General features: G+C 67.5%; 12 protein-coding genes. 1 reads left to right on the top strand and 11 read right to left on the bottom strand.

Annotated elements, in window-relative coordinates; all coding sequences use genetic code 11:
- Positions 1-212 precede the first annotated feature (212 nt).
- The 10 genes from WAL33_RS04185 to WAL33_RS04140 form a co-directional block, all read right to left on the bottom strand.
- Positions 213-1280 (bottom strand): YjgN family protein, encoded by a 1068-nt coding sequence (locus WAL33_RS04185; protein ID WP_422178791.1) that lies wholly within the window; start codon positions 1278-1280, stop codon positions 213-215.
- Between the two features lie 106 nt (positions 1281-1386).
- Positions 1387-4056 carry a methionine synthase gene (gene metH / locus WAL33_RS04180; RefSeq protein WP_422178789.1) on the bottom strand — a complete coding sequence of 890 codons (2670 nt, stop codon included), beginning with the start codon at positions 4054-4056 and terminating at the stop codon, positions 1387-1389.
- Entirely contained in the window at positions 4053-4454 is a 402-nt protein-coding gene (locus WAL33_RS04175; RefSeq protein ID WP_422178787.1) for a DUF4259 domain-containing protein, read from the bottom strand. The genes metH and WAL33_RS04175 overlap by 4 nt, the downstream gene beginning before the upstream one ends.
- Entirely contained in the window at positions 4454-5449 is a 996-nt protein-coding gene (locus tag WAL33_RS04170; protein ID WP_422178785.1) for a D-alanine--D-alanine ligase family protein, read from the bottom strand. Before WAL33_RS04170 ends, WAL33_RS04175 begins: the two co-directional genes overlap by 1 nt.
- A gap of 11 nt (positions 5450-5460) precedes the next feature.
- The gene (locus tag WAL33_RS04165; RefSeq protein ID WP_422178783.1) at positions 5461-6537 is read right to left on the bottom strand and encodes a homocysteine S-methyltransferase family protein; all 1077 of its coding nucleotides are present in this window, start codon (positions 6535-6537) and stop codon (positions 5461-5463) included.
- A 48-nt stretch (positions 6538-6585) separates the two neighbouring features.
- Positions 6586-7464: a CAU/MBL1b family subclass B3 metallo-beta-lactamase gene (blaCAU, locus tag WAL33_RS04160; protein ID WP_422178781.1), complete on the bottom strand. Its 879-nt coding sequence runs from the start codon at positions 7462-7464 to the stop codon at positions 6586-6588.
- Positions 7461-8414, bottom strand: a complete 954-nt coding sequence (metF, locus tag WAL33_RS04155; protein ID WP_422178779.1) for a methylenetetrahydrofolate reductase [NAD(P)H] — start codon at positions 8412-8414, stop codon at positions 7461-7463. The genes blaCAU and metF overlap by 4 nt, the downstream gene beginning before the upstream one ends.
- Entirely contained in the window at positions 8411-9400 is a 990-nt protein-coding gene (locus WAL33_RS04150; RefSeq protein ID WP_422178777.1) for an ArsR/SmtB family transcription factor, read from the bottom strand. Before WAL33_RS04150 ends, metF begins: the two co-directional genes overlap by 4 nt.
- Positions 9401-9497: 97 nt before the next feature.
- Entirely contained in the window at positions 9498-9872 is a 375-nt protein-coding gene (locus WAL33_RS04145; RefSeq protein ID WP_422178775.1) for a VOC family protein, read from the bottom strand.
- Positions 9873-9893: 21 nt separating this feature from the next.
- Complete coding sequence (locus tag WAL33_RS04140; protein WP_422178773.1) at positions 9894-10853, bottom strand: 2-hydroxyacid dehydrogenase; 960 nt, start codon at positions 10851-10853, stop codon at positions 9894-9896.
- A gap of 256 nt (positions 10854-11109) precedes the next feature.
- On the opposite strand from WAL33_RS04140, the gene WAL33_RS04135 reads away from it, so the two are divergent.
- Positions 11110-11547 (top strand): hypothetical protein, encoded by a 438-nt coding sequence (locus tag WAL33_RS04135; RefSeq protein ID WP_422178771.1) that lies wholly within the window; start codon positions 11110-11112, stop codon positions 11545-11547.
- A 71-nt stretch (positions 11548-11618) separates the two neighbouring features.
- On the opposite strand, the gene WAL33_RS04130 is transcribed toward WAL33_RS04135, so the two are convergent.
- The coding region (locus WAL33_RS04130; protein ID WP_422178769.1) for an ATP-binding cassette domain-containing protein at positions 11619-12068 on the bottom strand (450 nt) is incomplete at its 5' end.

Below are 12068 nucleotides of genomic sequence, written 5' to 3'. Positions count from 1 at the left end.
GGGCTAGAACGTCACGTCGATTGAGCTGGCTCACGCTGGATCTCCCCGGATTCGGGGAGAGTCGTAGCGCGGTTTCCATCGGGAGACACTTCAAACGAAAACCGCCGCGACCGCCCTCTCGGCTTGTCGCGGCGGTCAGGTCTTTCAACCTCTCACCCGACCTCCTTCGGAGGCCGCCCTCTCCCGCAAGGGGAGAGGGATGAGATCCAGGATCAAAACGTGCTGATCCCCAGCGCGTCGGCCAGGCCCTCGTCGGCGCCCGAGCTGGGCGGGGCCTGCCGGACGTTGGACAGGTCGACCTTGCCGGTGCTGGACAGGCGCGACAGCACGAAGCGCGCCGAACGCGCCTCAACCACCGGCAGCAGGAAGCCCAGCGAGAAGATCAGGATCAGCACGTTGGTCAGGCTCAGCACGATCAGGTCGATGGCCTTCACCGTGATGGCGAAACGGGCGTCGTCCACGCGGATCGCGCCGACCACCGCCCGCATCAGGGCGGCGTAATACCAGGCCGAAGCCAGCGTCGCGGCCAGGATGTAGACCAGCATGAAGGCGTAGATCCGACCGATGAAGGCGAAGTCAGGCACGCCGCCCGTCGGCTGCGTCGGCATGGACGAAAGAATCATGGCGATCAGGCCGACATAGCCGGCCACGCCCACCAGCCAAGCCAGGGTGAACGGGCCATAGAGATTCTCCTTGGCCGAGCGCTGCCATTCCAGCTTCTTGTCGCCATACGACAGGGAGCCCCACAGCTTGCCGGACAGCCGCATGCTCATGGCCGGCGCGAACCAGCCCAGCGTCACGCAGAACAGCAGGAAGCAGCCGAGATACGACCAGCCGAACTTGACCGGCGAACCCATCAGCTGGAACCGGTTGCCTCGCCAGCGCGTGCGGCCGGCGACATAGCGGAACGCCATGAACACCGCCGCGCCCAGCGCCACGATCAGCGCGATGTAGAGCGGGAAGATCAGCAGCATGAAGAGCTTGTTGATCACCGTCAGGATGACCACCGCCATGTAGGGCGCGAACAGGGCCAACATGCCCAGCAGGAAGCCGCGGAACAGCTCGCCGCCGTTGCCGGTGTAGCTGAAGGCCTCGCCGTTCAGGCTGACCTTCTCCCAGATGCTCCGCCGCGTCGCGGTCTTGGCCCAGAAGCTGTAGATCCCCAAAGTGACGATGTTGAGCAGGCCGTTCTTGATGCCCAGCCCGACGAAGTCCGACGATTTCAGCGTCTGGCCGAACGTCAGCGTCTCGCCTGAAGTCGGCGCGGTCGCGTCCGTCATGAATTCCCCCGTAAACCCCAAGCGCCACTGTGCGCGGCCTATGAAGTGAGGGGATTACGGCGCCAGGTCAATCGATCACGTGTCGGAACGGGAGAGCGAACAACCCCTAGGCCGCCGCCTCCCGCGCCTTGGCGCCGGGGTCGTAGTTGAGGATCGGCGACAGCCACTTCTCGGCCTTGGCCAGGTCCCAGCCCTTGCGGCGGGCATAGTCCTCGACCTGGTCCAGATCGATCTTGCCGACGCCGAAATAGTGGCTTTGCGGGTGGCTGAAATAGAAGCCCGACACCGCCGCACCGGGGCTCATGGCGTAGCTCTCGGTCAGGATCATGCCGGTGGCCGCTTCGGCGTCCAGCAGCTTGAACAGCGTGCCCTTCTCGGTGTGGTCGGGCTGGGCCGGATAGCCGGGGGCCGGGCGGATGCCCCGGTACTTCTCGGCGATCATGATGTCGACGTCCTGGCGTTCGTCGGCGGCATAGCCCCACAGCTCGACGCGGGCCTTGTAGTGCAGCCACTCGGCGAAGGCCTCGGCCAGGCGGTCGGCCAGGGCCGAGGCCATGATGGCGCTGTAGTCGTCGCCGGCGTCCTTGAAGCGCTTGACGATCTCGTCCTCGCCATGGCCGGCGGTGACGGCGAAACCGCCCATGTAGTCCGCCCCCTGCCCGATCGGCGCGACGAAGTCGGCCAGGGCCAGATTGGCCTTGCCCTCGGACTTGTCCATCTGCTGGCGCAGGGTGAACAGGCGGGTCAGCTCGGTGGTGCGAGTTTCATCCGTATAGAGAACGATATCGTCGCCATCGGCCTGGGCCGGCCAGAAGCCGACCACGCCCTTTGCCCCGAACCATTTCTCGGCCACGACCTTGTCCAGCATCTCGCGGGCTTCACGATAGAGGTCGGTGGCGGCCTCGCCGACCACGTCGTCTTCCAGGATCTGCGGGAAGCGCCCGATCAGCTCCCAACTGGCGAAGAACGGCGACCAGTCGATGAACGGCACCAACTCTTCCAGGCTCGGCTCGAAGGTGCGTGCGCCGATGAAGGTCGGCTTGGGCGGCGTATAGCCTTCCCACGCGATGGCGAACTTGCGCTTGCGGGCGTCGGCGATCTTGGTGCGCGCCTTGGCCGTCTGGCCGCGGGCGTACTGCTCGCGGATGCGGACATATTCGGCCCGCGTCTCGGCTTGCAGGCGATCACGCTCGCTGGCCGACAGCAGGCCCGAGACCACGCCCACCGCGCGGCTGGCGTCCAGCACATAGGTGGTGGAGCCCTTGTGATAGGCTGGCTCGATCTTGACCGCGGTGTGGGTGCGGCTGGTGGTGGCGCCGCCGATCAGCAGCGGCATGGTGAAGCCCTGACGCTCCATCTCCGAAGCCACGAACACCATCTCGTCCAGCGACGGGGTGATCAGGCCCGACAGGCCGATCATGTCGACATTGTGCTTCTTGGCTTCTTCCAGGATGCGGTCGGCCGGGACCATCACGCCCAGGTCGATGACCTCGTAGTTGTTGCACTGGAGCACGACGCCGACGATGTTCTTGCCGATGTCGTGGACGTCGCCCTTGACGGTGGCCATCAGGATGCGGCCGGCCTGCTCGCGCGGCTTGCCGGCCTTTTCGGCCTCCATGAACGGCTCCAGCCAAGCCACGGCCTGCTTCATCACGCGCGCCGACTTGACCACCTGGGGCAGGAACATCTTGCCCGAGCCGAACAGGTCGCCGACCACGTTCATGCCGTCCATCAGATGGCCTTCGATCACGTGCAGCGGCCGCTCGACCGACAGGCGCGCTTCTTCCGTGTCGGCGTCGATGAATTCGGTGATGCCGTTGACCAGGGCGTGGGTGATGCGCTCGTTCACCGTGCCCTTGCGCCATTCGAGATTGGCGGTCTGGACCTGGCTCTTGTCGCCCTTGTAGCGCGGGGCCATGTCGACCAGGCGCTCGGTGTTGGAGACGTTGGTGCGCTGCGGGCGGTTGAGGATCACGTCCTCGACGGCCTCGCGCAGCTCTGCGTCCAGGGTGTCGTAGACCGGCAGGTCGCCGGCGTTGACGATGCCCATGTCCATGCCCGCCGCGATGGCGTGGTACAGGAACACCGAGTGGATGGCCCGGCGCACGGGCTCGTTGCCGCGGAAGCTGAACGACACGTTCGACACCCCGCCCGAGATCCGGGCATAGGGGCAGCGCTTCTTGATCTCGCGCGTGCCCTCGATGAAGTCGACGGCGTAGTTGTCGTGCTCCTCGATCCCGGTCGCCACGGCGAAGATGTTGGGGTCGAAGATGATGTCTTCCGGCGGGAAGCCCACCTTGTCGACCAGGATGCGGTAGGCCTTCTCGCAGATCTCGATCTTGCGGGCGGCGGTGTCGGCCTGGCCGACCTCGTCGAAGGCCATGACCACCACGGCCGCGCCGTAGCGCAGGCAAAGCTTGGCCTGTTCGATGAACTTGGCCTCGCCTTCCTTCATCGAGATCGAGTTGACGATCGCCTTGCCCTGCACGCACTTCAGGCCGGCCTCGATTACCTCCCACTTGGAGCTGTCGATCATCACCGGCACCCGGGCGATGTCGGGCTCGGCCGCCATCAGGTTCAGGAAGGTGATCATCGCTTGCTTGGAGTCCAGCAGGCCCTCGTCCATGTTGACGTCGATGACCTGGGCGCCGGCCTCGACCTGCTGGCGGGCCACCGACAGGGCGGCCGAATAGTCGCCGTCGATAACCAGCTTCTTGAACTTGGCCGAGCCGGTGACGTTGGTGCGCTCACCAATGTTGATGAAGACAGGTCTCATTGGGATGCACTCAAGGTCGTTTGCAGGACGGCGATCTGGGTGAGCCACGCGTCGTGCTCATCACCCTCTTGCCAGAGTTCGTCGAGTTCGGAGGCCGGAGCGACCACGCGGGCCAGGGCCGAGCGGGCCAGGCGCACGACCCCTTCGGGCGGGGCGCCGAGGGCGGCTTTCAGCTCGCGGTGATTGTCGGGCAGGATCGTCACGTCGCCGACGGCGGCCGCGACGATGGCGGCGGCGGCCACGGCGATCTGCCCCTCCGGCGCCTCCAGATAGCCCGCCTGCTTGGTGACGTAGTCGAGCGCCTGCACGACGGTGCGCCAGTCGGGCCCCTCGGCCAGATCGTCGATGAAGTCCAAGGCGTCGTCGTTGTCGAACAGTCCGCTGGCCCAGGCGCTCATCAGACCGCCTCGACTTTAGCGCGGGCGACCGCGAGGGCGATCTGGCCGTCGAGGAAGTCCTTGAACGCGATGCCCTGGGCCTTCAGCGACTTGGGATATAGCGACGCGGCGGTCATGCCCGGCAGGGTGTTGATCTCCAGGAAGATCGGACCGTTCGGGGTGACGATGAAGTCGCTGCGCGAATAGCCGCCCGCGCCCACGGTCTTGTGGGCCTTCAGCGCGGCCTCCTGCATGGCGGCGTTGACCTCGGGCGCGAAGGTGGCCGGGCAGATCTCTTCGGTGGTCTTGGCCAGGTACTTGCCGACATAGTCGAACGCGCCGTCGGCCGGGCGGATCTCGACCGGCGGCAGGGCGAAGACCTTGCCGTCCTGCTCCAGAACCCCGCACGTGGCCTCGGCCCCGGCCACGAAGGGCTCGATGACATAGGCTTCGCGTGCGGCGGCGGCCTTCAGCGTCTCCAGGTCGGCGGCCGCGTTGACGAAGATCAGGCCGTAGCTGGAGCCGTCGGCCACCGGCTTGGCGACCAGCTTGCCGTACTTAGCGAGCGCGGCCTCCGCGTCGGCCAACTCGACGGTCGAGGGCGCGACGACGCCGGCCTTGGCCACGGCGGCCTTGGTGGCGATCTTGTCGAAGGCCAGGCGGCTGGACCGGGAGTCCGAGCCGGTGAAGGCCACGCCGCGCGCCTCGCACAGGGCCGCCAGGTCGCCGTTCTCGGCCGCGCCGCCGTGCATGCCCAGAACCAGCACGCGGTCCTCGGCCTTGGCCTTGTCGAGCGCCGCCGTGATCCCGCCGATCGGCGCGCCCTCGGTGGGCAGGTCGATCTCGAACGGCCGCTCATGGGCCTGCAGCGCCGCGTCGCTGGCCACATAGACCTGGTCGTCGGGCGCCCAGAACCAGAGATCAGCGTCCGGCAGCGCCGCCGAGAGGGCCTTGGCGCTGGCCACCGAAACGAGGCGCTCGCGGCTCATGCCGCCGAACAGGAGAGTCGTACGCATCGTCAAAATCTCTAGGCCAGTTCAAACGGCTCAAGCCCCGCCAGGCGCATGGCCTTGGGGCGCTCGGGGATGGCGCGGGGCTTCACGCCGCGCACTTCGTCGGCCACGTGCTTGATGTGGTCGGGCGTGGTGCCGCAGCAGCCGCCCAGGATGTTGACGATCCCGTCCTTGGCCCACTCGTGCAGCTGGTGGCCGGTCTGGTGCGGCTCCTCGTCGTACTCGCCCATGGCGTTGGGCAGGCCGGCGTTGGGATAGGCCGCCACCAGGGTGTCGGCGATGCGGGCCATCTCGGCGATGTGCGGACGCATCAGGTCCGCGCCCAGGGCGCAGTTGAAGCCCACGGCGAACGGCTTGCAGTGTTTGATCGAGTTCCAGAACGCCTCGGCCGTCTGGCCCGACAGGGTGCGGCCCGAGCGGTCGGTGATGGTGCCGCTGATCCAGATCGGCAGCTCTTCATAGCCCTCGTCGACCAGGTCCATGATCGCCTTGATCGCGGCCTTGCAGTTGAGGGTGTCGGTGATGGTCTCGATCAGGAACAGGTCAACGCCGCCGTCGTGCAGCGCCGCCACCTGTTCGCGATAGGCCTGATAGACCTGGTCGAAGGTCACCTTGCGCGCGCCCGGATCGTTCACGTCCGACGACATCGACAGCATGACGTTCAGCGGCCCGATCGAGCCGGCCACGAAGCGCGGCTTTTCCGGTTCCTTGGCCAGCCATTCGTCGGCCACCGAGCGGGCGATGCGGGCGCCTTCGTAGTTGATGTCGCGCACCACGTCTGCGCCCAGCCGATAGTCGGCCTGGGCGATCGTAGTGCCCGAGAAGGTGTTGGTCTCGGAGATGTCGGCGCCGGCGGCGTAGTACTGGTGATGCAGGTCGGCGACGATGTCCGGCCGGGTCAGGCACAGGATGTCGTTATTGCCCTTCATCTGGCCGTCGTAGTCGGCGAAGCGCTCGGCGCGGTAGTCGGCCTCGGAGAGCTTGCGCTTCTGGAACATCACGCCCCACGAGCCGTCGAGGATCAGGATGCGTTCCTTGGCGGCGGCCTTGAGGGCGGCGACGCGGCCAGCTCGGGTGGTGAGATCGGTCATGGTCGGCTCCTGCCGGAGACCTGGGGGCTCCGGCTGCTTTGGTCTTGTCTAGGGCTGGCGAGCGGCTTGCTGCCGCGCCAGGTCCTTGTCGAACGCCGCCTCCGAGGCGGTGGCGTAGCGGGCGAGTTCGGTCGGGTCGATATAGGCGTTGATGTCGCCGGCCAGCATCTTCTTGCGCTTGGCCAGAAGGTCGCCTTGCTCCTCGTGGCTGGGCAGCATCACGTCGGTCGGCAGGGCCTTCAGCGCGGCGAAGGTGGCCCGGTAATCGGCGACGATGGTCTTGTAGGTCTTGTTGCCGACCAGCACGTTGCCCGCCACCGAGGTCGAGCAATTGAAGGTGACGTTCAGCGGCCGGCCGCGGTCGATCACCTGGGTGGTCCAGGTGGTGCAGCCGATCGTGTGGCCCGGCGTCAGGTGGGCGACCAGGAGGTTCTCGCCCAGCTTCAGCTTCTGGCCCTCGCCGAACGCCTTGTCGACCTTGACGGCCGGAAACGGCGTCAGGCCGTTGTCGTTGTCGCCGAAGTGCTGCCCCTTCTCCAGGGCAGGCTCGTCCAGGCGCGAGGCCCAGACCTTGGCGCCGGTGTCGGCCTTCAGCTGGGCCAGGCCCCCGGCGTGATCGAAATGGGCGTGGGTGTTGATCAGGACCTTCACGTCCGAGAGCCTGAAGCCCAGGGTCTGGATATTAGCCTCGATCAGCTTGGCCCCGGCCGCCGACGCGCCGCTGTCGAGCAGCACGTGCCCCTCCGACGACGAGATCAGCCAGGCCGACAGGCCTTCGGAGCCGACATAGTAGATGTTGCCGACCACCCGATAGGGCCGGATCGGCTTGGACCAGCTGGCCGGCTGGTTGTCGACGATCGCCGTCGCCCCGGCGAGCGGGATCGCCAGGACCAGGACGGCCAGAAGGACCGACGCCGCCCGTTTCACGCCGCCGCCTCCGCCGAGATCGGGGACGGCGCGCTCTCGCGCAGGCCCAGCACGCGGCAGATCGCATAGACCAGGTCGGCCCGGTTCAGGGTGTAGAAGTGGAAGTCGCTGAAGCCCTGCTCCTGCAGCTTGGCGCACATCTCGGCGGCCACCGAGCAGGCCAGCAGGCGGCGGGTGTCGGCGTCCTCGTCCAGGCCGTCGAAGATGTTGGCCAGCCAGCCGGGCACCGCGGTCTGGCAGGCGGCCGACATCTTCACCAGGCCCTTGAAATTGGTCACCGGCATGATGCCCGGCACGATGGGAATGGTGATCCCGGCGGCCCGCACCTTGTCGACGAACCGCAGGAAGGCGTCGGTGTCGAAGAAGAACTGGCTGATGGCCAGGGTGGCGCCGGCGTCGACCTTGGCCTTCAGCACCTCGATGTCGTGCTCGATCGACGGGCTTTCGGGATGCTTTTCCGGATAGACGCCGATCAGCACGTTGAACGGCGCGATCGAGGTCAGGGCGGCGGTCAGTTCGGTGGCGTTCTTGTAGCCGTCCTCGCGGGGCACATAGACGCCGCCGATGCCGCCCTCGCCGGGAGGCGGGTCGCCGCGCAGCGACACCACATGGCGCACGCCGGTCTCCCAGTATTCGCGGATCACCTCGTCCACCTCGGCGCGGCTGGCGCCGACGCAGGTCAGGTGGGCGGCGGGCTTGAGGTTGGTCTCGTCCAGGATGCGCTTGACCGTGCGGTGGGTGCGCTCGCGCGTCGAGCCGCCGGCCCCGTAGGTGACGGAGACGAAGGCCGGGTCCAGCGGAGCCAGGCGCTTGATCGCCGCCCACAGGTTCTCTTCCATCTGCTCGGTCTTGGGCGGGAAGAACTCGAACGAAACGCGCGGGCGGTCGGTGCGCTCGCCGGCGCGGGCGACCGGACCAAGGACGCGGCGGGGGGCGGGAACGGTGGTCATGCGGCGCTTCTTTCGGCGTTTTGAACGGCGGCCCGGTCGCTTGGGCGTCGCGCCGTCCAGATCTTGACGGTGAGCCCCTCGTCGGAATGCGACGGCAAGGCGATATTGGCGTCCAGCACCAGGCCGGCGGCCTCGATCCACGCGATGATCTCGGCGTCGGCGAAGCCGAGGCGGCGATGCTGATGGTTTTCGCGCAGGAACTCGTGGTCGTGCGGCGCGAAGTCGGCGATCAGCAGCACGCCGCCGTCGGCCACCAGCCGCGCGGCCTCGGTCACGGCGGCGGCCGGATCGCCCAGATAGTGCAGCACCTGGTGGACGGTCACCAGATCGGCGCAGCCGCCGGGCAGGCCCGTGGCGAAGATGTCGCCGTGGCGCAGCTCGCACTGGACGAGACCGGCCTTGGCCACCTCGTCACGGGCGATGTTCAGCATCTGTTGGGACAGGTCCAGCCCCACGGCCGCGCCGGCGCGTCGGCCCAGCAGGGTCAGCATGCGGCCGGCGCCGGCCCCCAGGTCGACCATTTCGTCGAAGGGGCCCTCGCCCGCCGCCTGCAGGATAGCGGCCTCGACCTCGGCCTCGTCGACGTAGAGCGAGCGGATCTCGTTCCAGCGGGCGGCGTTGCGCGCGAAATAGGCCTGGGCGCCGGCGGTGCGTTCGGCGCGCACCAGGGTCAGGCGCTCGGCGTCGGCCCGCACGATGGGATCCTGGGGATCGATCAGGTCCAGGGCCCGTTCGACCACGACCCGACCCGGCGATTTCAGGGCCAGGCGATAGAACACCCAGGCGCCGTCGGGAAACCGTTCGACCAGTCCCGCCTCGCCCAGCAGCTTGAGGTGCCGCGAGACGCGGGGCTGGCTTTGATCGAGAATCCGGCACAGCTCCAGCACCGAAAGCTCTTCGACGGCCAGCAGCGCCAGCACCCGCAAACGGGTCGCTTCCCCCGCCGCGCGGAGCAGATCGACAACGTATTCGGACGACACTTTCATAAGGACATAAAGATATCTTTATGTCCGATTTGGCAAGCTAAATCCGAACCGGCGTCGGCAAAAACGACGTGAAGCCCGACCGAACCGGAGCGGTAAACTATGCCTCGAAACCGGAGTCCCGGGGCTCCCAAAGCTCAATCTTCACCCCGGCCGGATCCAGCAGCCAGGCGAACCGCCCCATGTCTTCGTCCTGCCGACCGGTCGGCTCGACGCCCTCGGCCGCCGCCTTGGCCAGCACGCCGTCCAGGTCGTCGACGATGAAGTTGATCATGAACGGCGCCTGGGACGGCTCGAAATAGTGGGTGTCGGCGGCGAACGGCGACCAGTTGGTTTCGCCGGATCGGGGATGCTTGAAGACGACGCCGCCCCAATCGAGCACCTCGAACCCCAACACCCGCGCATACCAGGCGCGAACGGCGGCGGGGTCCTCCGCCTTGAAGAACACCCCGCCCAAACCCAGCACCTTGGCCATGTCAGCCCCTGTCAACTCAGCCTAGACGTCCACCGGCGAAGCCAGCGCCTCGCCCTTGAAGAACCGCCGCAGGTTCTCGACCGTAAGCCCGACCATGGCCGGAATGCTGTCCAGGGTGGCGCCGGCGGTGTGGGGCGTCAGCACGGTGTGGGGCACGCCCGCCCAACGCGAGGCCGGCGTCGGCTCGTGATCGAACACGTCCAGCCCGGCCATGCCCAGCCGGCCGTCCTTGAGGGCGGCGATCAGGGCGTCTTCGTCCACCAGCGAGCCTCGCGCCACGTTGACCAGCAGGCCCTGCGGCCCGAGCGCCTCGATGACCGCCTGGTTGATCATGTGGCGGTTGGTGGCGTCCGGGCGGGCGCAGACCACCAGGATGTCGCTGTCGCGGGCCAGCTCCAGCAGGCTCTTGGCGCGCGGGCGCTCGGTCTCCTTGGGACGCGGCGCCCACCAGGAGACCTTCAGCTCGAAGGCGTCCAGGCGCTGGGCCACCGCCTCGCCGATATGACCCAGGCCGACGATGCCCGCCTTGCGGCCGCGCAGGCCGTGCCGGGGGCTCATCCGCTCCATGCTGGTCCAGTGGCCGCTGCGCAGCTTCTGGTCGCCCTCGACGATGCCGCGCCAGGCGGCCAGCACCAGGCCCAGGGCGTGGTCGGCGACGTCGGCGGCGTTGAGGCCGGTCGAGTGGGTGACGGCGATGCCGTGCGCCTTGCACCACGGCACGTCGACGCCGTCATAGCCGACGCTGACGCAGGCGATCAGGCCCAGCCGGGGCATTTCCGACAGCAGGTCCTTGGCCAAGACCATCTCGCCGGCATGGACGATCGCCCGCACCTGTCGGCCCGGCCCGTCCAGGAACGCCAGGCGGTCGGGATAGTCCCACAGCCGATGCACCTGGTACGCCCCTTCGAGAAGCGGCTGCAGCGGCATCAGCATCTCGTGCGAGAGGACGATGTGGGGCTTTTCGGCGGGCGTCTGTGGCATGCGGTTCCTCTGTCCCGAGCGGGCCGTCTCAACGAGACGCAAGCTACTCCAGTTGCGGCGGCGCGCCACCGCGAACCGCTTACGGATAACGCCTTAATGTCGTCACCGTACGAACGCCTCGATCAGTTCGACGCGAAAGGCCGGCCGAGCGCGTCCAGAGTCGCGCGGGCCAAAAGCCAAGCTGTGAACCCCCGACCGTTCCAAGGGTTTTTCTATTGACGCGCCCTGTCGACGCGCCAGTTCTGGAGGTATTCCCATGATGATCAGAACGCTCGCCGCCGGCGTCGCGCTGGCCGTGCTCGTCTCGGGCGCCGCTTCGGCCGCGCCGCAAGCCAAGGCCAAGGCCAAGGCCTCAGCGGCCGTGGCCGGCCCCTCTCAGCCGATCCCCTACGGCCAGCTCGACGCCTATCTGAAGGCCCCGACCAAGCAACGGGCCAGCAAGGACTGGTGGAGCGGTTCGGCCTCGACCGGCATGTCGGCCGACACCTCGGCCACCGCGCCTGCGGCGTCGACCTCGAGCACGACGACCACCGACACCTCGGTGAACCCGCCGGCCTCGACCAGCATGCCCTCGGATTCCTCGACCAGCATGCCGTCCACGCCGCCGGCCCTGCCGGATTCCTCGAGCCCGGCGCCGGGCTCGAACCTGCCCGGATCGACCATAACGCCCGGCGCGCCGACCGAACCGAAATAGGCTTGGGCTGAAACGACGACGGGGCGGCCCTCGCAGGCCGCCCCGTCTGATAGTCTTGTAGAGAGTCCGCGCTAGCGCGCGAACTTCTGGAACTTGATGCGCTTGGGGATCAGGCTGTCGGCGCCCAGGCGGCGCTTCTTGTCTTCCTCGTACATCTCGAAGTTGCCTTCGAACCATTCGACGTGGCTGTCGCCCTCGAAGGCCAGGATGTGGGTGGCCAGACGGTCCAAGAACCAGCGATCGTGGCTGATGACCACGGCGCAGCCGGCGAACTCTTCCAGGGCCTCTTCCAGGGCCTGCAAGGTTTCGATGTCCAGGTCGTTGGTCGGTTCGTCCAGCAGCAGCAGGTTGCCGCCGGTGGCCAGGGTCTTGGCCAGGTGGACGCGGTTGCGCTCACCGCCCGAGAGGAGACCGACCTTCTTCTGCTGGTCGCCGCCCTTGAAGTTGAAGCTGCCGACATAGGCGCGGGAATTGATCTCGCGCTTGCCGACGATCATCACGTCGGTGCCGCCGCTGATCTC

Source organism: Caulobacter sp. (genome assembly GCF_049283275.1).
In the GTDB taxonomy this organism is placed as follows: Bacteria; Pseudomonadota; Alphaproteobacteria; order Caulobacterales; family Caulobacteraceae; genus Caulobacter.
The sequence above is the reverse complement of the archived record's forward strand: the minus strand, read 5'-3'. Positions and strand labels throughout refer to the sequence as shown.

Excerpts from the sequence above, each read along its gene's own strand:
- WAL33_RS04185 (WP_422178791.1), bottom strand. The coding sequence starts at position 1,280 with ATGACGGACGCGACCGCGCCGACTTCAGGCGAGACGCTGACGTTCGGC.
- metH (WP_422178789.1), bottom strand. The coding sequence starts at position 4,056 with ATGAGACCTGTCTTCATCAACATTGGTGAGCGCACCAACGTCACCGGC.
- WAL33_RS04175 (WP_422178787.1), bottom strand. The coding sequence starts at position 4,454 with ATGAGCGCCTGGGCCAGCGGACTGTTCGACAACGACGACGCCTTGGAC.
- WAL33_RS04170 (WP_422178785.1), bottom strand. The coding sequence starts at position 5,449 with ATGCGTACGACTCTCCTGTTCGGCGGCATGAGCCGCGAGCGCCTCGTT.
- WAL33_RS04165 (WP_422178783.1), bottom strand. The coding sequence starts at position 6,537 with ATGACCGATCTCACCACCCGAGCTGGCCGCGTCGCCGCCCTCAAGGCC.
- metF (WP_422178779.1), bottom strand. The coding sequence starts at position 8,414 with ATGACCACCGTTCCCGCCCCCCGCCGCGTCCTTGGTCCGGTCGCCCGC.
- WAL33_RS04150 (WP_422178777.1), bottom strand. The coding sequence starts at position 9,400 with ATGAAAGTGTCGTCCGAATACGTTGTCGATCTGCTCCGCGCGGCGGGG.
- WAL33_RS04145 (WP_422178775.1), bottom strand. The coding sequence starts at position 9,872 with ATGGCCAAGGTGCTGGGTTTGGGCGGGGTGTTCTTCAAGGCGGAGGAC.
- WAL33_RS04140 (WP_422178773.1), bottom strand. The coding sequence starts at position 10,853 with ATGCCACAGACGCCCGCCGAAAAGCCCCACATCGTCCTCTCGCACGAG.
- WAL33_RS04135 (WP_422178771.1), top strand. The coding sequence starts at position 11,110 with ATGATGATCAGAACGCTCGCCGCCGGCGTCGCGCTGGCCGTGCTCGTC.